A 21446-nucleotide genomic window follows, 5' to 3' on the forward strand; every position below is an offset into this window, starting at 1 on the left:
CGAAAATATGTGAAAAATCGGCCATCCGGGGTCAAATTGCCATGACGGCGACCGGCGGCCGTCCGCCTGCCGAGGCGATAGGAGGGGCCGTTGCAGGATTGAGTCTTATGCACGTCCGAAATCGGGTGGCGATTTCGATTGAGATCAGGCGATTCAGGGGGCACATTTCCTGCCAGTTCTTCCGAATCAACACCATCCTTTCGTGGACCACGCGCAGCATGCACATCGAAACCATCGACACCGCACGGATTCTCATTCGGAACGAGGTGCGATCCACGAAAACTCGAATGGGAATCCGTTGGTGGCTGCGAACGTGAGATGGCCACGCATTGGTCGCGAACTTCGACATCGGTTCGGCGAACACCGAAGAGCAGGTCTGGTCTTGAGAAAAATCGGGGGCATCGCCGCGGCCGTGGTCACGCCTCGTCCCGGCAGCATGGTAGCGCTGGGTGGTCACGGGTGCCTCTCGGTCATCCATTTCTTCAACTTGAACGAGGTCCACCATTGACCCTTTTGTGCCCCCACTGCTTCTCCAACAAGGGACTCCAGCAGCGCCTCATAGAGATCCGGCCTAGTTTCTCGGACGATCGGTGCACGTTCCATCCGAATCTCAAGGGGATCCCGGTCAAGGCCGTCGCCCGGATCATCGATGACGTCTTCCGCAATAACTACGGCCCCGGCCGGTACAACATGTTCCATGACGAGCAAGAGGGCGAAGACCTGCAGGGAGTGTTGTACGAACTGACAGGTGCCGATCTCGATGACGTCGTTTCGGCAATCGCAGACCAATTGATCGAAGACGACTCTTACTGGCCACCCGACGGAGAAGATCCATTCTATTCCAGCGATGCCGCCTATCAACGCAGCTACGACGCGTTCAATGGGCACAGTTACCTGTGGGACGAGTTCTGCAAGAGCATCGTGCACGGGCAACGCTTCTTCAATTCAAAAGCTAAAGAGCTACTCTTCAAGATTTTCGACCGCATACACCTCCAGCGCGACCTTCAGCGAGCCAATCCCGTATACGCCATCACCCCCGGATCGGAACAAGCAACCGTTTACCGCGTGCGGAATGTCGGTGACCCAGAGGCTCGGATGAAGATCCGGGAAGATGTGCCCGCGAACATGGGGCCGCCTCCCTCGCGGCTTCGCCGTCCGGGGCGAATGAATCCTTCCGGCATCGGAGCGCTCTATGCTGGCTTCGACCTTGAGACCTGCGTCGCAGAGATGCGTCCCACTGTCGGAGACGTGATTGTATCGGCTCAGTTCGACATTATTGAACCTTTGTGGGTTCTCGACACGACCCGATTTTCGGGAGGCTTCAAGGAGCCTAATCTCTTCTCCAAGGATCATCTGAGACGCACAGCGCAATGGCGTTTCATGCAGCGCTTCATGGTTGAGATTGCACGTCCGATCTCCCGGAACGATGAGCACTTGGACTATATCCCCACTCAAGCCGTTGCTGAATATCTGCTGAACCACCACGACTTTAACGTTAGCGGCGCCAAACACCGCATCGAGGCGATCATCTACCGTTCAGCACAACACCCGGAGGGCAAGAACATTGTCATTCTTGGAGACGCTTGCGCCATCGAAGCCATGCCTGTTCAAAGCAAGTCAAAGACAACTTCATACGGTGAGCCGTTCGATAGTCTTCTTTCTTCCCTGCCCCGCTTCCGTTCCCCGAGCCTTTCTCCGCGCATGCGATTCAAGAACGGAAGCGTTGCGGAGCATAGGGTGCAGGGCGCGACATTCCACACTGTTCCCCATGAAGAATATTACCATGGGGATGACGACGACGCGCCCTTCTGACACGGTTCGTCCATAAATCCTTACGACCTACGCGCCTTCTCAAGACCTGCCCTTTTTTTTGCAAACCATGCAGGCTGTCGCTGTCAGGCCGCCGCTGCCTTCGCCTTGCCGGCTTCGATCTCGCGACGCTGCCATTTCCAAAAGCAAAAGAGCTTGTCACCGTTGCCCAGAGAGGCCGCCGGATTCAAATAGTTGTCCACCGGACTTTCTGCCCGCCTTCGTTGCGATGGCCCGTTTGCCGGAGTATCGAAGAGTGAGCGCAGCCAACAGGATTCGCACTATGGCATGGAGTGGAGTGGCAGAGCAGAAAGCGGTCAGAGACATCGACCGCCGAATGCCGGACGACTTCAAGGCCGACGCTGCGCTCATCATACGTAAGCCGGATGTCTTCGCATCGCGGTTCGGAAGCGGTCTGCGGAAGGTTTGGCCGGGTGTGAAGATCAAGGTCGGTCCTGTGACGTACTATGATCCTTGCTCGTTCGTGCATAGGAAAGAGAAGCCGGTGCACCTCAAGCACTTCCAGTTCGCCTACCAGCGGGAGTGGCGCCTATGCGCGTTCCCAACGGCAAGCCAGATGCCCAAGGCGGCATTCAACATTGCGCTGGGGGCGCTTTCAGACATCGCCGACATGGTGGCGCTAGCAGCGTAAAGACCTATATCCATGGAAGCCGGTAGGTCAGAGATGAATCCAACAGATCTGAACGTTGGCAGGTACAACAATACCTCGTGCCCGTTCGCGGGTAATTTCACATACCGCCAGACGACTTGAAAGTTCGTTGCCGTCCGCCGCCCGTTTTCGGTCGCCCAACTTTCGGTTTGTAGCTGCAGACCTTAAAGTTCGAGCAGGATTGAAAATCGCCGTATCGCCCGGGTTTCCACAAGATCACCCCATTCTTGCAGGCTGGGCAACGTTCTTCCTCGATGGCTTTTCCATCGACGTCGGTTATTGTCAGTGAGCCGCTGACAACCAGTTCGTCCACAAACGATGAAACCTGACCCTGGACAGTAAAGATTGCGACACTCCTACGTGCACGTGTCAGGGCCACGTAGAACAGCCGTCGCTCTTCGCTGTCGGGATAGGCATCGCTGGACGGCATCGCCTACTTGAGGACAAGGTCATCAACCCTGGTATTAGGGAAGCTTCGACCACGCGCCGGACTGATCATTTTGGAGTGATCCACATGGGACTTTTAAATATCATCCGTCGTGGCGCTGCGCGAGAAGCAGTCGATCCCCGAGATCAGCCGTCGCACCGGGCTGTCGCGGAACACGATCGCGAGGTATTTGAGCGCGGGTACAATCGAACCGACATTCACGGTACCGGAACGATCGAGCAAAGTTAATCCTTTTGCCGACAAGCTGGCGGCCTGGCTGAAGACCGAGGCCGGGAAGTCGCGCACGCAGCGACGAACACCGAAGCAGGTTCATGGCGATCTGGTGGTTCTCGGCTTTACTGGTTCCTATGGCCGGGTTGCCGCCTTCGCCCGTGATTGGCGGACTGACCGGCAAGATGAGGGGCAGACGACGGGGCGCGGCGGATTTCGATGCTGGCAGGATCTGGTGCGTCATCGACGGGGTCTTGTACCTCGATCCATCTAGCGGCGCTCTGCGAACTCTTTATTTTCAAAGGCGACTCTCCCATCCATCATAGGATCTTGCCGAGAGTTTTCACGATTGCGACCGTGTTTAATTCGCCACAACGAGGGATCGCAACGATTGGCGGAGATTAGTCATCATCCGTGTACGACGATGCGGGCGCCAGGCGTGACGCGATCGTAGAGGTCGATGATGTCCTGATTCAGAAGCCGGATGCACCCTGCGGAGACCGCCTTACCGATCGAGCTCGGATCGTTTGTTCCGTGGACACGGTAGTAGGTGTCCTTTCCATCCTTGTGCATGTAGAGCGCTCTCGCTCCCATCGGGTTCCGTGGTCCGCCGTCAACTCCGTCCTTGTACGGCCCATAATGCTCCGGATTCCGCTTCACCATGTCGGGCGTGGGTATCCAACGGGGCCACGCCGCCTTATTCGCGATCACTGCGTCGCCGCCCTCGAAGGCACGCGCGACTGGGCCGACACCAACGGCATAGCGAATGGCTTTGCCGCTACCCTGCACGAGATACAGAAAGCGCGCCCGCTGATCGACGATGATCGTGCCCGGTTTTTCATCCGTCGGATAGTTCACTTCTTGCCGAACGAATTCCGGGTTGATCTTCTCGGTATCGAGGCCCGCTACCCGGAAGCCGGAATCGGTCTTCTCCCCATAGATCACGGAGACATCTGTCTCGCGAGGCTGATAGGGCAACTCCGGCGCGGAGCCGCGATCAACGTTGCTGGCGCATGCCGACAGGATCAACGACAATGCTAAAGCCGCCCAGGAAGCATTCCAGGGTATTCCTTTGCCCGCAAATCAGGGCCGGAGGGGCGAGTAACTGAAGACAATCATTTCCCCGGTGCCGTTCGAGCCGTGCGGCTCACCAGACCACGTTCCTTTATGTTCGCGATCGTCGAGACGGTCACCTTCGCTCAGCATGCCGCCTATCTGGCTGAGGTCTGCTCTGATCTGACCCGCTTGGGGTACAAGGTCGAACAAGTCAGGCTTGTGAAGAGCAACTTCGGCCTTCCGCAACAAGGCGACCAGTTTTTACTCATTGGCGTTAGGACCAACGAGGCTGGCACTTTTGTCATCCCAACACTCGTCAATTCAATTCGCCGAAGTGTCGGCGAAGTGCTCGGGCCACTACTCATCAAATACGATACGCCAACAGATCTGCTTGAGCGTAAGGATTCATATTCGCCTCAAGGTCTCTACAACACGTGGGCGAAAGATTGGCGGCGGTGGTACAGTGACGACAAGTTACTGCCCGTTATCCCGGTTTCACCACCAAGCAAAGGAAGTAGCACATGGAAAGCAATGAAGAAGGCTGGCATCGACCCTGAATCTTATGCCGAGGCTCCTCCACGAGTTGAGGAAGTCGATGACAATCATTTCCTGCCAAAGCTGACCGTACCAGCTATCGCTTGCCTCCAAGGCTTTCCCGACAAGTGGTCTTTCGAAGCCGAACTCTCCGGAAATATTGATATGATAGCCGAAGCCACGCCTCCGGTCTTAGCACGCGTGATGGGCCTGAACATCTATCAGGCCCTCACTGGAACGCGCGTCGATCTGGAAACTGCCATTCGTGAGCCGCTAATAGACGATGAGCGGATCGGCCAGCCTTTGCCGAAGCGTGTTTCTCTTACGCCCAAGTGGTACACGGCTTCGCGGGCCCTTAAGGCCGAGAAGTACATGGATCGTGAGGACGAGCTGAAGACGTTGAATCCTGACGAAGTTGAACGTGCACTCGCTACATATATGGAAGAACTCGTCCCAATGAAACGTGGCAAAGGCGCGGCCTTTTCAAAGAGGGAGCGTGTCGCCGTGGCACGGATTGCAGCGGCGACCCGTTTGCAGCGGGATCGGGAATGCTTTCCTACCGAGGCTTCACGCCCGGATCCACAGGATTATACAGACCTTTAACCCAACTGCTCCCAGTCTTTAGCCTCTCTGCGAACTGTGTTTTGAACGGTGTATCCATTTTAAAGGTACCAACCAACTCACCATCGATCATCAGCTCCCCTACTCCGGCGTACACCATGTGTATTCGCCGACCGAGGTGATCCTGGAATGTCAAAGCATCGTGGTTCCAGCGCCCACCTTCAATCGTCACGATATCAAGATCCTTGATCTTGCGTCCACGGAAGAGCGCCCAGTACGTGTCCGCCAGCTCCTCAGAATCCACATGTTCCGGCTCTGATTCATAAATGAATGCCTCGTGCTTGCGGATCATTCTTCCCATCCACGCGAACATCTCCTTGCCTGTCTTCTCGACCGGAAGGAACTTGTAATCCCAACACCTTCTATGGACGCGACCTGTTCTGCCCAGAGGTTTTAGACGCCAATCCTCGATGCAGAGATAGGCATCTTGCCACTGCGCTTCCTTCCGGCCAGCGGGGGCGATACCTCTATTGAAATGGATCGTCACAGGTGACAGCAGACGGTTCCCGTCGAAATGCTCGAGAGGTTTTCCGACGAAGTAAATTTCCTCTTGGTTCTCCCTATCCGAGACCATGAGATTAAGACCGAGTTCCTTGAGCACCGGCCGGAGATGCTCTCTGGCTTCTGCGACGCGGTTTCGAATGTAGTGGCGCATGACGGGTTTCCTTTTGACCCCGTCAGGATTCGATGTCGCCGTGCATGTGACAAACCTGCACCTGCCGAGACGGCTGATCTCACGGCCGCAGTCCTGCGCGCGAGCGCATTCAACGGCGTCGCGCGATCGACGTCAACACCCACCGGTTGAAATAAATCTATGGACAAACTTTGGCGTCGGTAGTCTAATTTGGGAGCCTCAATATGGATTTCCGTCGGAGACCGCTGATGCGCATTCGGATCATACGCCAATTGGCGAACATAGCAGCCCGCTTCTAACACCCGAGAGAGCGCCGTTTACGACGAGCGTCGTGGACGCGTCATCGGATCGCTGCATGTGCCAGTCCGACCTGCCCGAATTTAATTCGGAAAAAACTTCCCTCTAAAATTTTCGCGTCTCAAGCTTAGCCATCTCCGCTGCTGCCCCTTACACGGGCTGGAGGCCGGAGATGCGTTCTTTCCCAAGACAGGGGCGCGATCCGGTTGAAGATTAACCGCCGAGGAGTCGCGCCATGACGCATAGCCATCACACCACCATGCCGGCCGGGAATATTCCCGCTGAGTATCGCGAAGACATCCGCATCTGGAGCAAGAAACACAGTAATCCGTCGTATCCAGACGACCAGGTGACCCTGCACCAATGCGTGGCACTCTTCTATGCCGATCCTCGCCGCCCGTCGATCCGTCAGCTTCACGAAGCACTCTGTGAGATGCTGCACCGCGACGGTTTCCTTTCCGGTGGAAGCCCAGCTCATCCGACGCTGTCCGAGTTCCGCAAACTGGTCCTGACTCTTCCGACAAAGTTCGTCCACGACATGCGCTACGGCCCCACCTGGAACGTTCTCGCTTCCTCGGCCGAAGTCGGCGGTGCATCCGAAACCTCTTACGTCAACTAAGGAGCGACCCATGGACCTCGATCATATCGCCTCTCTGCTGGATGAGATCAGCATGCGCCTCGACCGTATCCCCACCTGGTCGGCTTCCAACGGCTCCCGTCCCTATGAGTACGTGCATATCGAAGCCGTTGCGATGGATGGTGCCCTTGAAATGGCAGAGGAATTCCCGGGCTTCGAGTGGGATATCTGGAAATCGATCGCGGAGTCATTTCAGGTGATGAACGCAACGCTTCGCTCGAACGGGGCACCGGAACTCAAGTTCGTCGAATACGCGACATTCCTAGAGATCCTCAAGGAAGGTGATCTTCCGTCCGAGTCATGACGGGTCCTCTCAAGGTTCTGCAACCCCGGTCACTCCGGGGATCGAGAACCTGTGTCCGCACGCAAGAAACGGAGACCACAGTGACCATCGCATCCCGTTGCCACAAAAAGCTCAACTCAGCAGTCGCCTGGAGCCAGACCCGCTTCAACTCCGAAGAACTCAGCCTCCATGATCGTTTCGCGAAAGCTGCAGCGAAAGGGTCGGATTTCGACCACACGTACAAACAGTTCCAGACCTTGCGCATTGAATGCGCGCGGCGTGGGCTGCGGGCATGCGGATTCCGGCAATTCTGCAACAGGGTCAATGCCTCGCACAATTATCGGTCCGATTTCCTCAGCGCCAACACCTGGCGAGACCACCCGAAGTTCTGGCCAAAAAATTCGCGCCCGGCGGATATCAAGACGCTGCTCCTGTCCCTCGATCACACGGTCGAGGACTGAGCGATGGCGATCGAACAGGAGGCTTCCATGAAGACAAGCAACGACGTCGCCACGATTTCCGTAAAGTCTCGCGGCCGTGAAATCCTGCCTCTGAAACTCTTGCAGGAGCTTCCGCCCGAATTGCAGGAGACGCCGCTGCAAATCTGCAGCGAGCTCGAGGCATCACAACATCTGCTGTTGACCACCCTTCAGACCGTGGTCGGCCCGGCTGACCTAAACCCGGCCATCGTCACCCTCGCCTCGCGGGAAATCCGGAGTGTGACCGATGAGACCTGAGCATCGTATCAAGCAGCATCTCATGGAGAAGCGCGCCGGCCTCGTTCCTGACCACCGGATCCCGGCCGTCGTGACACACCTGCGGCCGACAGTGAACGAAACGTTCGACACCATGCCGAAGCCAAGCAGCGCCTCCCGCGTTCCGTCGGCGAAGTCCCCATTCAATACTCGGGCGACCGCGGTGAACCCGCTCAACGACACGATCATCTTTATGGAGAGCGCACTCGAGCTCAAGGCAGGCAAAATCCTGAAGACGATGGACGTAGTCGAACTCCGCGAGCAGGTGAAAATCGAATGGATCGATCTGGACGGTGTCGTGCACGCCCACACTTTCGACTTCTGGATCCGAAAGCGCTGCGGGAAACGCGTCGCGATCGCCGTGAAGCCTTTCGGAAAGCTGGCCTCGAAACGGTTGATCGACATGCTCATCCTGATCAAGGACCAGGGCATCGGCGGTATCGCGGACGACGTGAGTTTCATCACTGAGCACTTCGCCAGCGAGTACGCGGCCGCCAACGCCGAAGAAATCCTTTTTGCGCGCCGCGCCCGCAACGATGCCGATGTCGAAGATGCAAAGGAGCTTCTCCGTCAGGTCAAAGGGCGCATTCGCTTCGGCGAGCTTCTTAAAGGGCTCGAAATCCAGGCGTTCCGACGCACCGCCCTCTGGGTGCTCATCGGGGAAGGCTGGCTACGCCCCGTCATTCCGGCGCGCATCGAAGACCACACGCTGATGGAAGTCTGCCCATCTCAAGAGGGTAAATCCGTATGAAGGATCTCCCGCTTCAGTTCGACGACCTTGCGGTCGTTCCGATGTACTACCTCGGCGACGCGACGAAGATTCTGATCGACGGGCAGGAATACCTTCTTGTGTCACAGGACATGAAGAAGACCGGGCTGCGCGACAGGCAGGGCTTCGATGAGGAGTTCTCCCACCAGCATATCTACGCCCTCCATTGCGCCCGCCGCCTCAAGGTCGAACGCGGCGGTGCGGATTTCTCTCTAGGCATGCCTGATCTTGGAGACTTCTCGGAAAAGAAGCTCGAGCGAGCTTTCTTTCTCGCCGATTGCCTTGATCTCTTCCTGGAGATCGAGACGGTGGGACCCTCCTACCCTGGACTGGCAGAGTTCGGATTCACCCGCAAGAAGATTACGACCGGTTCGACTTGCCTCCAGGAGCTCCTGCCCTTCATTGAGCGAACGGTGAATGACAACGCCCGCAAGGGAAACCAGCGTGGCGGCAAGACCTACAAGTATGTGTCGATCGTGGGCCCGCGGCACTTCTTCCGCCTTTATGACCGGTATGCGGAGAATGGCTTCCGCGTCGAGGCGCTGGTCCGCACCGCCAACGGCCCAGGCGCAATGCCGTCGCAGTTCGATCGCGAGGATCTTGCCATTTGGGTGGAGCACGCGAGACTGTATGCGGCCTCCAAGCGACCAAAGATCAGCGGTGCGCTCCTGATGCTGCAGGCGAAGATCGAAGAGTTGAATGGAATTCGTGCGATCCACGGCCTGCGTCTGCACGAAATGCCAAAGCCTAAGTTCTTCAACAAGATGATCAAAGGGCTCGGTCGCTATTTCCTGACTGCGTCTCGGCTTGGTGACGATGTGGCGAAGGCCACGCTATCCAAGACCGGGAACGGTCTGCAGATCAGGCGTCCAGGCGCGCGCGTCGAGATGGACGAATGGAAGATCGACCTGCTCGTCCTGCTGATCTTCGCGGGTCTCGCGCAGAAAATGACGGACGAGGAACGCGAGATTATCAAGAGCACTCGCATCTGGGTTACCGTCGTCATCGACGTGGCCACACGTTGTATTCTGGCCATGCGTTTCAGCGCCCGTGCACCGTCGGAAGATTCCTCGATGGCTGCTCTCGAAATGGCCGTTTCCGACAAGACCATGTTGTCGGCTGTAATCGGGGCCGGGACACCCTGGATCTACAACGTGCTGTTCTCGAGCCTGGTCACTGACTGGGGACCCGCATTCCGCGCCATCCGACTGCGCACCGCCGTCGCGCAGGTGCGCGCTACCATGAGTTCACTGCAGCAGGTTGGGCGGCGGGTCGCGGAACGATCGAATCCGTCTTTAAAACGCAGGGGATGCGGTTCATGCATTGGTTCGAAGGACGAACCTTCTCGAACGTCATTGAGCGCGGCCCCAACGGAACCGAGGCGAAACTCAACATCGACGAACTCAACCGGATGCTCCTGCGCGCCATTGTGGATATCTACCACCACACCCCGCACGACGGCCTGAACGGCGCCACGCCACATAACGAGTGGCTTCGGCTCACCGCTAAATATGGAATTCTGCCGCCTCTAGATCCCGACCAGCGTCGCCACATCTTCGGCACCAAGATCGTCAAGGCGATCGGGGACAAGGGGGGCGCTTCCTGGGGATCCATTACCAGCACTCCCGCCTTCAGCAAATGCGCACCGAGCAGGCCGCCCTGCCCGGGTCAAAATCTCCCCGCACCGAGATCCGCGTGGACCGCTTTAGTCTCCGAAAGATCTCCTTCTGGGACGGAAGCCGTTGGGTTGAGGCCGAAGCCACCATGGGTCTGCCGGACGACGTATCGGTCTGGGAGTGGGTTGACGCAACGAAGGAACTGCGTGCAATCCACCGTGCGAACGCCAAGCTCCACCTGTCCGTACTGCTGAAGGCTGTCAATGATCTTCGCGAAGCCGGGCACGCTGCCAGCGCACGCGCTGAACTCGGGACCGACCTCCCCTCCGCCAAGCAGTACGCCCTCGTCGAGAAAAACTACTTCGAACTCGACGTCGAGGACGATCTCAAGGGGGCGCAGCCGGACCTCTCGGAACTGCGGATTCCGCATGACCCCACCACTGTTGGCATCGATGCATTCCGTCACCTCGGAACCAGCCGTCGCTCGGCACAGGCGGCGGCGGAGGCGGAAGAGGTCCTCCGCCCCGAAAAATCGGGCTTCGCCGGTATGGGCGGCGGCACCGAGCAGGCCAACGATGGCCTCGATTTCGACTACTGATAAAAGGAGAATATAATGCAGCAGTCCTACGATTCCTACTTCCGCGAAGCCGCGGAATCACTCCTTGGCTCCATGGATCCCAAGCTCCGCGATCGCGCTGCCCATATTGGAGAGATGAACACCGCCTATATCGGAACGGCGCGCGATATCGAACTTGACGAGGCCTTTGAGGCGCTCATCGTGAACTCTGCAGCGGAACTGTTCGGGAAATCCGGAAAGCGTCGCGCCTTGTTCGTCGTCGGCGAATCCGGTTCGGGCAAGACCACCGCAGTCGAGAAGCACATCTCCAAGCGGTCAGAATTCGCGGCGAAGGTGGCTGCAGACGGTACTCCTTACAAACTGCTGATCGACATGGAGGTCCCCAAGCCGCTCACCGTCAAGGGTCTGGCTACTAATGGCCTTAAGCGGCTAGGATATCACGTGAACAATCCCCGCCTCACAGCAGGCGAACTCTTTGAGCTTTGGAAGGATCAACTTCGCCAGCAGCACGTGCTGTTCCTTGCGATCAATGAGCTCCAGCATGTTTTGAAGTCCGATAACGTCAAGGAGCTACAGACGGTCGCCGACGTAATCAAGAGCCTGCTTCAGATCCCAGGGTGGCCGCTTCATCTTATTTTGAGCGGCGTTCCGGAACTCGCTGGTTTTCTCCATCAGTCCGGCCAGACAAACCGCCAGCTCAAAGAGCGCAGCAAGGTCATCGAATTTCGTCGGATGACCTTCCCGGAGGATATTTCCGTCATGACGAAGGTCGTGAACAAGATCGTCACTGTAGAAGCCGGCCTCAAGGCCGATCCGGTGATCCTCAGCGAGGAATTCGTTCATCGCCTACTTCACGCCTCCTGCGGTGCGTTCGGGTCGATGATCCAGACGACCCGGCACGTATGTGAAGTCGCATTGCGACGAGGAGCCGAGACCGTCGGCCCCGAATTCTTCGCCTCAGCTTATGCGCTCGAGAGCGGTTGCCGTCCGTCGCAGAACATCTTCACCGCAAAGGAGAACTGGAAGGATATTCTTCCCGCGAACTCGATGCGAGAGCTTGTCGACGAAGGCCGTATGACGCAGCAGAAGCGCACCAAGACAGGGAAATAAGGGGACGGTAACATGCAGACAATCGAGATTGCGAGCGACGAACCGCTATCCGGCTACCTGTCGCGCCTTGCGGCATCGCGTGGAGTACGTCTGTGGGACTTCCGCATCCACGGTAGTATTTTAGCTCGATACAACAAAAAGCCGCGCTACTACGACCATGTCTCCGCCGTGACGGGTATCGAACCCGATAAGCTGAAACGGCATGACATGGTAAAAATCGGTGGCACCTTCACCACATTCGGCATGACGTTCGACGTCAAGGATATTTGGGCGAAGTCTGCCCGGGCGTGCCCCTGCTGTATCCGAGAGGACATCGACCGGGGGATCGGGCGGGTCGAGGCCCGACCACGGCTCAGGTTCGGCTGGATGCTCCGGACGCTTGGCCGGTGCGAAGTACATGACGTCCCACTTGTGGTCATCGGGACTGATTACGACAGGTTTTCGTACGGGGATTTCGCAGGAGCAATGTCGCAGCACCTGCTTGGAAAAAGCGCAAGTGCCGCTGTCGCCAATGAAGCTTTCAGATCGACCGGTACTGGTGCAACCTTCATTGACGGCCCGAGTCCAGCGGTTATCGAAACGACGTCGGTTACCACGAAGGTCTCCGGCCTGGACTTGGACTCAGATCGCTATTTCCAAGGCAGGTTACGATGCGAAGCCGGAACTAGCGGGCGACAGCTAAACGAAGCCAACGATTTGCGGATGCTAGATGCCATGCCGGTCCCTGCAGCACTCCTACTCACCGAGGTCATCGGCGGCATGGAGCTTTTCGGAGATCGATATTGGCGAAGCGCCGCAACAGGCGATGATCGCCAGGCGGCAGTGATCGCAGGGTTTAAACTTACTCGTCGAGGACATGATGGTCTGCGCGAGTTTCTGGTGCGACGCGACGAAATCCACTGGCGCGCTTCCAGACGTGGCCACTTCAAGAACCTGTACGGCAGGCTTCAAGAACTCTTGTCGAGCCGTATCGGCGTCAAGGGTTACGAGGACGTGATCCGGTTCGTCGCAGAGCATGCGCATTCCAACCACACCCTCGGTCCGGAAGATGCGTTTCTCGGCACCAACCTCCCAAGGCGCCTCCACAGCATCAGAACGGCGGAGGTCGCTCACGGCATCCATCGGATCACTTTGCGAAGCATCCTGGATTCCGCAGGGCTTCTTCCGGCCGGATCCACCCAGCAGAGCGACGGGCGTGTGGTAATCGCAGCAGAGATCTTCGACAAGCTGATTGGAGACTGGAGAGAACGTCTTCCTGCCGAGCATGCGAAGACGCGGTTCGGCATCAGCGGCGCGGCGCTCCAAGAACTCGTCCGCCAAGGCCTGGTGGCCGAAAACGAAAGCTTGGGGAGTGGATCGCGCCGCCTGAATAAGGCCTCCTACCTCGATTTTATTGAGCGCCTCGATCGCCTGCCTCGCGCTACGCCTGATGCAGGCATGAGAAATCTGCAGGATATGACCCGGATCGTAAGCCGGAGCTATGGAGAGATCGTAGCGCTCATTTTGGAAGGAACCATCACGAAGGCAGTCGTGCACGTTGGGGTCGGCAGCGTTAGTCAGGATGGGGAGGCATCACAGACTGACCATTTCGGTTTCGACACCATCTTTGTGGACCCTCTGGAGGTGAAGCAGGCTTTCCACGTCGCCTCGCCCCCGGGCATCACATTCCAGTGCGCGGAACGAATGATCGGAACCACAACGAAAACCGTCAAGCGGCTGGCGGCAGCGGGTCTCCTGAAAACAGTGGTCGCCGACAACCCGATGCATCGAATTCCGCAGACCTACGTCTCGCCTTCGGGGCTGGAAGAATTTCAGGATACCTACGTCTCACTCTTCGAATTCTCGAAAGGCCGTGGGCAGATCGCCAGGGTGAAGAAGCGATTGGCGGCAGCAGGCATTATGCCTGCCTTCGAGGAGGCAGGAGCGGCTACCTTCTGAGGAGAGATGCGCGGTCGGCAGCGTGGGATTGAGAGACGGAATTCCGTAGAATTGAAACCCGCTTCGGCGGGTTTTTCTTTGTCCGGAATATGGTGAGCTATCGGCCGCTTGAAAATATGACTCAGCAGATGAGCAAAAGATGACATTGAGCAAGTCGGAGTGATTGATAATCGTTGAATTTATTGATTAATTTACGTCTGAATTCGATTTTTATGACTTTTCAGTGGGGTTATCTAAACAGCAACACTGAAAGCCCGCGTCATGCGGGCTTTTTGTTTGTCGAATGGTAGCGGGATAGATGTTCCTCTGTAAGCAGAACTGTAACACTTGGCAGATTGCAATGAATTTTGGAACGAAGGAGCAATTTCAGCGTTTGGATTGAATAACCGGAACGTATAAAGGAGATAGTTATGTTCAGAACTACACTTCTGACGACGACCTGTGCTTTGCTGATCGGCGGATCGGCTTTCGCCCAAACAGCAACTCCCTCGCCTGCTCCGGCAGAAGCGCCCGCAACCACGCAAGACATGCCGGTTTCATCCAAGGACATGTTCGGCAAGCCCATAACGGGCGAAGCGGGCAAGGTCGGCTTTGTGGAACCGAAAGAAGGACAGTTGCTTGTTTCGTCCTTCATCGGGCGAAGCGTTTATGAAAGCGATGCGCCTGACGCACAGTCAGTGGGCAAACTGAATGACCTGATCGCCAGCCCCGATGGTCAGATCGAAGCGGCCATTATCGGTGTCGGCGGTTTCCTCGGTGTCGGTGAAAAGGACGTCGCGGTCAGCCCTGATCAACTTCAGCTTGCTACCCGCAGCGACGGAAAAACGTGGCTCGTCATCAAGGCCAATAAGCAGCAGCTGAATGACGCACCGGCCTTCGACCGTTCAAAATTCTTTGCTGATGGTGTCGCCGATCCATCTGCGGCAACGGAGACCAACGCGCCAGCGACTGACACTCCCGCAAGCGGGACCGCGCCTGCGCCAGCCTCTCCGGCACCCGCTCAGTAGAGCTGGCAAATTCCGTCACGGAAAATGGAACAGAAAATTACCCCGGCAACCCAGCCGGGGTTTTCGCATAGGCAAAACACGCCTCGCGGTTGAATTCAGCGCTCGACCACGCTACGCACAATAAAACGCTGTATCGAAAACAGGTCCCGGAAAAGAATATTGTCGGAATTCTTGCTTGCTCATCCTTGGGCCGAGACGCTTGCTGCGCTCGGCGGATTATTCCTTTCGGCATTCATTGCGAATTTTCTCATCAAGGCCATCTTGCTGAAACTGCTCGATCGGATTGTCGAGAAGACATCTTTCGGACAGGACGAAGAGCTTAAGAGGCACGGGGTCATCAGCCGCCTTGCCAATATCGTTCCTGCCTTGATTATTTCATCCGGGATCATGGCCGTGCCTGGTCTGCCTGAAGGCGTGATCACCGTTATTCGGAATGTGGCCATAGCCTTCATCATTCTGACGCTTGCATTGGCTGTTAATTCGGCTTTTGGGCTTGTCGATACGCTCTATCACCGTCGTCCAGAGGCGAGATTCCGCCCTATGAAGGGCTATATCCAGGTCGCCAAGCTTGCGGTCTATATCATCGCGACGGTTCTCATCATTGCCACCTTGCTGGACAAATCGCCAGTTATCCTGCTTTCCGGTGTCGGTGCCATGGCGGCAGTGCTGATCCTCGTCTTTCAGGATACGCTGCTTTCCCTCGTCGCCAGTATGCAGATCGCTTCCTCCAACATGGTGCGTGTCGGCGACTGGATCGAGATGAAGAACCTCGACGCCAATGGCGATGTCACGGAGATCGCGCTCTATACGGTCAAGGTGCAGAATTTCGACAAGACGATCACCACAATTCCCATCCGCAAGCTCATCACGGAGCCGATGAAGAACTATCGCGGCATGCAGGAATCTGGTGGGCGGCGGATCAAGCGTGCTCTTTACATCGATCAGAACACCATTCGATTTCTATCGGAGGAAGAGCGCGCCAGACTGGGCACGGTCGATTGGCTGGCGGAATATCTGCCGAAGAAAGCCAAGGAAATCGCCGAATGGAACCAGAAGCTGGGCGACCGCGCCAACAATCCGGTCAACCGGCGTCAGTTCACCAATATAGGCACGTTTCGCGCCTATGTGGAAAATTATCTTCGCAACCATCCCGGCGTGCACAAGGGTATGACGCTGCTGGTGCGCCAGATGGACCCTACGCCCGAAGGTTTGCCGCTGGAGATCTATTGTTTCGCCAACACAACGGTCTGGGCATCATTCGAACAGATCCAGTCCGACATTTTCGATCACCTCTATGCGGTACTGCCAGAATTCGGCCTGAGCGCTTTCCAAAATCCGAGCGGCAACGATTTTCGCAAACTGACGTTCAACGCTCCCTCCGGAGAGCCTCAATGATTTTGGCGTTCAGCAATTGAACGTTATAGCCAGTGCGGGACGGTGTCAGGCCAAGGCGAACCACGGCAAGATGCATTGACGGAACGACCATGACACTTTGCCCGTCATGTCCCGACATCCAGAAAGCATCTTCGGGAATACCGTCTTCACCTGCTTTCACGCCGCCCAGTTGAAGCCAGACCTGCGCAGAACCGTAACGCCCTTGCGACTCCGGCGAGGGCTTGCGCATGAACGAAATATAGTCCGCAGGCAGTACCGGTCTTCCGTAAAGCTTTCCGTCATCTGCGAGAAATGCACCCAGACGTGCCCATTCGCGCGCCGTCGCGTACATATAGGAGGACCCGACAAAGACGCCCGAAGCGTCAGTCTCCAAAATGGTGCTGTGCATGCCAAGCGGGCCGAAAAGCGCAAGTCGAGGATAGGCCAGCGCCTCTTCGCGGCTGTTGAAACTATCCATGAACAGCTCTGATAGAATATTCGCCGTTCCGCTGGAATAGTTGAACTTCGTGCCGGGTGCTTCCTCCAGCGGCAACGAGGCGGCAAATCGGGTCATGTCAGGTTCGAGAAAAAGCATACGCGTGACATCCGCCACGGTGCCGTAATCCTCATCGAAGCGCAGGCCGCTGTTCATCGCCAAAAGGTTTGCCAGGGAAATCTTCGACCGGCCGTCATTCTTCCATTCAGGCAAAAGGTCCGTACGTTCCGTCGCCATGCGTCCCTCCGCGATGCGCATGCCGATCAGCGTTGCCATGACGGATTTGGTCATCGACCACCCCAGCAAGGGCGTATCAGCACTAAAGCCCGGACCATATTTCTCCGCGATCAGTTTGCCGTCGCGGATAACGGCAATCGCCCGCATGCCGGGGCCAGCCAGGGCATCGTTTTCGATTACGGCCTGTATGGCCGGGTCGCTCTCGATTTGGATGGGCTCTGCCGGCACTTGCGGCCCCGTCGGTAATTCAAGCCGCAAATCACTTTCGTGGATATTCGCGCATCCAAGCGCCGGGCGGTAAGTTGCGGTACTTGGCGCGAAAAAGCCGAAAATGCGCGCTGTTATGCTGCCGCGATCCTTGTCCACGGACGCATTGAGAAACCGGAGCAACGGATTTCCCGGTGCCTGAACATCGTCTGCAAGAACACTGGCAGCATCACGTCCTGCTATGAAGACATTTGAACAGACGATCTTGGCGGCGTAGCCCGTGCCGACACGCAAAAGTTCGGGCGGTTTGACAGCCAGCCACACGATTGCTCCAAGCAGGATGGCAAGCAGTGCTCCCCCTGCAAACTTCAGAATTCGCCGCATGCTGCCCCTCGCAAAATTGGTTGCATCAGATCATATCAGTCCAAGGTGGCTTGCCAACTCCCGCGCTGCCGCGCCACCTGCCCTGTTTGCACCGATGGTCGAAGCTGACGGACCGTATCCAACCAGATGAATGCGGGCATCGGCAGCTACTTGTGTCGCCAGACGCCCGGTCATGAGAATGCCGCCTTCGGAGTTGCGCAACTGCAGCGGGGCAAGATGATCGAGCGAACTGCGAAATCCGGTGCACCACAAGATCACGTCGAAAGATTGTTCCCTTCCGTCTTCCCAACGAACCCCGGTTTCCGTAATCTCCTTGAACATTGGCAGCCTGTTGAGCACGCCGCGAGCCCGCGCTGCTTCAATGGCCGGCGTCAGCGGCAAGCCGGTCACAGAAACGACCGATCCCGGCGGCAAGCCTCGGCGCACACGCTCCTCGACCAGGGCCACCGCAGCGCGCCCCAGTTCAGGCGTAAACGGTCCTTCCCTGAATGCAGGCTCCTTCCGCGTCACCCATACGGTTTCCGTCACGCGCGATATTTCGTCCAGAAGCTGCACGGCCGAGATGCCAGCGCCGACCACCAGAACACGTTTACCTCTGAACTCCCCCGCTGTCTGATAATCACGAGTGTGTAGCTGCTGGCCTCTGAACAGTTGCGAACCCGGATAAGGCGGAACATAGGGCGTCTCCCATGTGCCGGTCGCGTTAATCACCCCGCGAGCCGAGTAATTGCCCTGGTCGGTCTCCACCCGAAGCCGCTCGCCACGGTCACAGACAACTCTTACGGTTACCGGTCGATGCACGGGAAGATCGAACTTTTCTTCATAAGCCCGATAATATTGCGGGACGGCCACCGACGCGCGCACTTCGCCATTCTCCGTCTCGACGATATCTTCAAACTTCATGCCAGGCAGGTCGTGAATGGCGTTTGCAGTCTTGAGCGTCAGCGAAGGCCATCGAAATTGCCAGGCCCCGCCCGCCCCTGGAGCCTTGTCGAGAACCACGAATTGCCGTTCTCCGGCAAGACCTAGCCTGTTCAGGTGATAGGCTGAAGAAAGCCCTGCCTGCCCGGCGCCAATGACCACGATGTCGACCTTTCGGGCAACTTTGACATGAATATTTTCGGCTGCTGGTTCATCGAAGGGCTGTGTATCTGACATGGTGCGCTGCAAGCTTCCAAAACACGGGTCTGACTTCGTAGATGGGGATTGGACAGACGAGCTGGAAGTCCAGTTAACTCATCATTGCAGGGGCGCGGAGCCGCTTGTTGAGCCCTTCCCAGACACTCACGACCAGCATGATTACCGTCGTCAGGATTCCCATCTGTAAGAGATTGGCCGCGTAACCTATGGGGATGGCCATCAGCAGGGCCAGCACGCCCAAAATATGGGACGCAGGGATCAGGCCATAGACAACTTTTTTGTAGATCGCGCTGCCCATCAGATAGATTGCCGGTCCAGCGACAAGAATAAGAACATAGGCAGTTTTCAGCGGATCATGTGGATGTTCCATCACCAGATCGTTTCCCACTGCCGTCGCAATAATGCCGGCGACCAGTATTGCATGGACATAATGGAAATATGCGCCGATCCGCCCCGAGTCTGGGGAGTGAGTGATCGTTTCTGTCGCGTCCTTGCTGGAAGTTCCGAAATATAGCCACCACATCGCAAGTGTGCCGCCGAAGGTTGCAAGCACAGCGGATATCAAGGCGACATTCCAGACATCGGCATTGGACAGCGATGCGCCGGTAGCGAGCAGTGTTTCGCCAAGCGCGACGATCACGAACAATTGGCAACGTTCCGCCAGATGCCCTCCCTCGATGGTCCAGTCGCTGGTATGGGAACGCCCGAGCCCCGGCAATGCAAAGCCGAACATCGGCGATAGATATTCGCAAAGCACGGCGATCAGCCAGAAAGCCATGCGGATTTCATGTTCAACAAAACAACCGGCGATCCAGAAGACGGCTGCAATGGTGAGCCAGCCGAGCATTCGCCGGTAATTGGCGGCAAGCGGATGCTTCTGCCCAAGGACAAAAACGATATAGCCGGTCCGGCCGAGCTGCATGGCCACATAAGCCAGCGCGAATATCCAACCGTTCTCCGCAAATGCGCCTGGGATAGAAGAAGCCATCACCAGACCGAGCAGCATGATACAAAACAGAAGGCTGCGTATCTGCGGTGTCTCCGGGTTGAACCAGTTTGTCACCCAGCAGGTATATTGCCAGCCCAGCCACACGGCGAACCAGAGGATAAGCGTTTCCGCCACGCCGGTTAATGTCAGATTGTGCAAAAGCTCATGGCTGAGCTGCGTAACCGCGAAAACATAGACCAGATCGAAGAACAGTTCCTCGAATGTTACCCGCGCATGGTGCCCGTCTCTTTCTCTCAGAAGCGGATGTGCGGCGGTGGCAGAAGCTGTATTCATGCGAATGTACCTTCCCCTCAGACGGCAAACATTCAATCCAACTCCACCAGCTTAACCTGTAGTGAGCACATCGCATATCCGGCTAAGCTGATTTCCACTTGAAGAAGCCCGGGACGCATCATCTCGCGTCAAACGCGTTGCCAGCCTTGATCCATGCGTCGATTCCATCGGCCGCTGCACGGCCCATCGCGAAACAAGCCGTCAGAAGATACCCGCCAGTGGGCGCCTCCCAATCGATCATTTCTCCGGCAACGAAAACGCCGGGAAGCTTCGACAGCATGTAGTGCCCATCGATTTCATGCCACCGAATGCCGCCAGCCGACGAAATCGCTTCCTCAAGCGGGCGCGGACGAATAAGTGGAATGGAGAGCGCCTTGATGGTGGAGGCCAGCGCTTTCGGGCTTCTGTCACGCGTAAACTCGGTCACGAGCGCGGCTTTTACGCCTGTAAGCCCCGCTGCCTTGCGCAACAGGTTTCCAAAACTTAGCTTTGCATCCTGCCGGGCAATATCGCTTTCCAATCGCTCGACAGCTCGTCCCGGCGCAAGATCGAGGATCAGGAACGTCTGCGCGTTTTCCTCCAAGCTGTCGCGCAGGGCTGCGGAATGCGCGTAGATGAGGCTCCCCTCGACACCGCCCCGGGTAATGACGAACTCGCCTTGTGTCGTGCCTGCATCAGACGTGGCTGTGACAGACTTTACCGGTTCACCGGCGAAACGCTGGGCAAAGAAATCGCTCCACACGACATCAAAACCGCAATTGGCTGAGCGAAACGGCGCTATGTCGATTGCCTTGCGTCGAAATTCGTCGATCCAGGCTCCGTTGGAACCGAGTTTCGGCCAACTTCCGCCGCCAAAGGCAAAGAGCGCAGCGTCGCATCTGACGACCTCAACGCCATCAGGCTTCTCAATTCGCAGGCCATTGCCCTCGAAACCAAGCCAGCGATGCCGGGTAAGAATACGAACGCCCTGATCTTCGAGACGTTTTACCCAGGCGCGTAAAAGCGGCGATGCCTTCATTGCCTTGGGAAAAACACGGCCAGAAGAGCCGACGAACGTGTCGGCCCCCAATTCATCCGCCCACTTGCGCAACTGGATGGGACCAAAGGCCGTCAAGGCTGGCAAGATAAGCTCGCTGCTTGAGCCGAACCGTTTGGCGAAAGCTGTAAAATCTTCTGAATGCGTGATATTCAGGCCGGACTTTCCGGCAAGCAGGAACTTGCGGCCAACCGTCGGCATCTGCTCGTAAACCGTCACCCGGTGGCCCAGAGCGGATAGTCTTTCGGCGGCCATCAAACCCGATGGCCCGCCTCCGAGAATGGCTATATTGCCCTTCATGTTCAAAGCCAACGAAGCA

At 57.0% G+C, this 21446-nt stretch carries 21 protein-coding genes and 1 pseudogene; 15 read left to right on the forward strand and 7 right to left on the reverse strand.

Annotated elements, in window-relative coordinates; all coding sequences use genetic code 11:
* Window positions 1–31: 31 nt before the first annotated feature.
* On the reverse strand, window positions 32–505 hold the full coding sequence (locus OINT_RS05800) for a hypothetical protein (protein WP_006470485.1): 474 nt from the start codon (window positions 503–505) through the stop codon (window positions 32–34).
* Between OINT_RS05800 and OINT_RS05805 the strand changes: the two genes are divergently transcribed.
* The 3 genes and pseudogenes from OINT_RS05805 to OINT_RS05815 form a co-directional block, all read left to right on the forward strand.
* Window positions 505–1812: an RES family NAD+ phosphorylase gene (locus OINT_RS05805; protein ID WP_006470486.1), complete on the forward strand. Its 1308-nt coding sequence runs from the start codon at window positions 505–507 to the stop codon at window positions 1810–1812. The genes OINT_RS05800 and OINT_RS05805 overlap by 1 nt on opposite strands.
* A 253-nt stretch (window positions 1813–2065) precedes the next feature.
* Window positions 2066–2461: a hypothetical protein gene (locus OINT_RS05810; RefSeq protein WP_006470487.1), complete on the forward strand. Its 396-nt coding sequence runs from the start codon at window positions 2066–2068 to the stop codon at window positions 2459–2461.
* A 532-nt stretch (window positions 2462–2993) separates the two neighbouring features.
* Window positions 2994–3354: pseudogene (locus tag OINT_RS05815) on the forward strand (IS21 family transposase); the annotation flags it as partial.
* Between the two features lie 191 nt (window positions 3355–3545).
* Here the strand turns inward: OINT_RS05815 and OINT_RS05820 are convergent.
* Window positions 3546–4172, reverse strand: a complete 627-nt coding sequence (locus tag OINT_RS05820) for a L,D-transpeptidase (RefSeq protein ID WP_006466848.1) — start codon at window positions 4170–4172, stop codon at window positions 3546–3548.
* Window positions 4173–4193: 21 nt separating this feature from the next.
* Here OINT_RS05820 and OINT_RS05825 point away from each other — a divergent pair, with 21 nt between their 5' ends.
* The gene (locus OINT_RS05825) at window positions 4194–5330 is read left to right on the forward strand and encodes a DNA cytosine methyltransferase (protein WP_077684372.1); all 1137 of its coding nucleotides are present in this window, start codon (window positions 4194–4196) and stop codon (window positions 5328–5330) included.
* On the opposite strand, the gene OINT_RS05830 is transcribed toward OINT_RS05825, so the two are convergent.
* Complete coding sequence (locus OINT_RS05830; RefSeq protein ID WP_006470489.1) at window positions 5284–6003, reverse strand: hypothetical protein; 720 nt, start codon at window positions 6001–6003, stop codon at window positions 5284–5286. The genes OINT_RS05825 and OINT_RS05830 overlap by 47 nt on opposite strands.
* Window positions 6004–6514: 511 nt before the next feature.
* On the opposite strand from OINT_RS05830, the gene OINT_RS05835 reads away from it, so the two are divergent.
* The 11 genes from OINT_RS05835 (at window position 6515) to OINT_RS05880 (ending at window position 16366) form a co-directional block, all read left to right on the forward strand.
* On the forward strand, window positions 6515–6898 hold the full coding sequence (locus OINT_RS05835; protein ID WP_006470490.1) for a hypothetical protein: 384 nt from the start codon (window positions 6515–6517) through the stop codon (window positions 6896–6898).
* Window positions 6899–6908: 10 nt separating this feature from the next.
* The gene (locus OINT_RS05840; protein ID WP_006470491.1) at window positions 6909–7220 is read left to right on the forward strand and encodes a hypothetical protein; all 312 of its coding nucleotides are present in this window, start codon (window positions 6909–6911) and stop codon (window positions 7218–7220) included.
* A gap of 80 nt (window positions 7221–7300) precedes the next feature.
* Window positions 7301–7660, forward strand: a complete 360-nt coding sequence (locus tag OINT_RS05845; RefSeq protein WP_006470492.1) for a hypothetical protein — start codon at window positions 7301–7303, stop codon at window positions 7658–7660.
* A gap of 3 nt (window positions 7661–7663) precedes the next feature.
* Window positions 7664–7936 carry a hypothetical protein gene (locus OINT_RS05850; protein ID WP_006470493.1) on the forward strand — a complete coding sequence of 91 codons (273 nt, stop codon included), beginning with the start codon at window positions 7664–7666 and terminating at the stop codon, window positions 7934–7936.
* 22 nt (window positions 7937–7958) lie between these two features.
* Window positions 7959–8705 carry a Tn7 transposase TnsA N-terminal domain-containing protein gene (locus OINT_RS05855; protein WP_230349238.1) on the forward strand — a complete coding sequence of 249 codons (747 nt, stop codon included), beginning with the start codon at window positions 7959–7961 and terminating at the stop codon, window positions 8703–8705.
* On the forward strand, window positions 8702–10189 hold the full coding sequence (locus OINT_RS05860) for a hypothetical protein (protein WP_230349237.1): 1488 nt from the start codon (window positions 8702–8704) through the stop codon (window positions 10187–10189). Before OINT_RS05855 ends, OINT_RS05860 begins: the two co-directional genes overlap by 4 nt.
* Window positions 10190–10361: 172 nt before the next feature.
* Window positions 10362–10937 carry a hypothetical protein gene (locus OINT_RS24060; RefSeq protein WP_230349236.1) on the forward strand — a complete coding sequence of 192 codons (576 nt, stop codon included), beginning with the start codon at window positions 10362–10364 and terminating at the stop codon, window positions 10935–10937.
* A gap of 15 nt (window positions 10938–10952) precedes the next feature.
* On the forward strand, window positions 10953–12026 hold the full coding sequence (locus OINT_RS05865; RefSeq protein WP_006470495.1) for an ATP-binding protein: 1074 nt from the start codon (window positions 10953–10955) through the stop codon (window positions 12024–12026).
* A 12-nt stretch (window positions 12027–12038) separates the two neighbouring features.
* Complete coding sequence (locus OINT_RS05870) at window positions 12039–13964, forward strand: TniQ family protein (RefSeq protein WP_006470496.1); 1926 nt, start codon at window positions 12039–12041, stop codon at window positions 13962–13964.
* A 410-nt stretch (window positions 13965–14374) separates the two neighbouring features.
* Entirely contained in the window at window positions 14375–14971 is a 597-nt protein-coding gene (locus OINT_RS05875) for a PRC-barrel domain-containing protein (protein ID WP_006466849.1), read from the forward strand.
* A 159-nt stretch (window positions 14972–15130) separates the two neighbouring features.
* Complete coding sequence (locus OINT_RS05880; RefSeq protein ID WP_006466850.1) at window positions 15131–16366, forward strand: mechanosensitive ion channel family protein; 1236 nt, start codon at window positions 15131–15133, stop codon at window positions 16364–16366.
* On the opposite strand, the gene OINT_RS05885 is transcribed toward OINT_RS05880, so the two are convergent.
* From OINT_RS05885 to OINT_RS05900, 4 genes are all read right to left on the reverse strand, one after another.
* On the reverse strand, window positions 16338–17669 hold the full coding sequence (locus OINT_RS05885) for a serine hydrolase domain-containing protein (RefSeq protein WP_006466851.1): 1332 nt from the start codon (window positions 17667–17669) through the stop codon (window positions 16338–16340). The two genes, OINT_RS05880 and OINT_RS05885, sit on opposite strands and share 29 nt — an antisense overlap.
* A 30-nt stretch (window positions 17670–17699) precedes the next feature.
* Entirely contained in the window at window positions 17700–18827 is a 1128-nt protein-coding gene (locus OINT_RS05890) for an NAD(P)-binding domain-containing protein (RefSeq protein ID WP_006470497.1), read from the reverse strand.
* Between the two features lie 73 nt (window positions 18828–18900).
* On the reverse strand, window positions 18901–20091 hold the full coding sequence (locus OINT_RS05895; RefSeq protein WP_006470498.1) for a low temperature requirement protein A: 1191 nt from the start codon (window positions 20089–20091) through the stop codon (window positions 18901–18903).
* Between the two features lie 118 nt (window positions 20092–20209).
* A complete protein-coding gene (locus tag OINT_RS05900; protein WP_036564623.1) occupies window positions 20210–21427 on the reverse strand; it encodes a TIGR03862 family flavoprotein in 1218 nt (405 codons plus the stop codon).
* Window positions 21428–21446 lie beyond the last annotated feature (19 nt).

The sequence above is a fragment of the Brucella intermedia LMG 3301 genome (assembly GCF_000182645.1).
Taxonomy (GTDB): domain Bacteria; phylum Pseudomonadota; class Alphaproteobacteria; order Rhizobiales; family Rhizobiaceae; genus Brucella; species Brucella intermedia.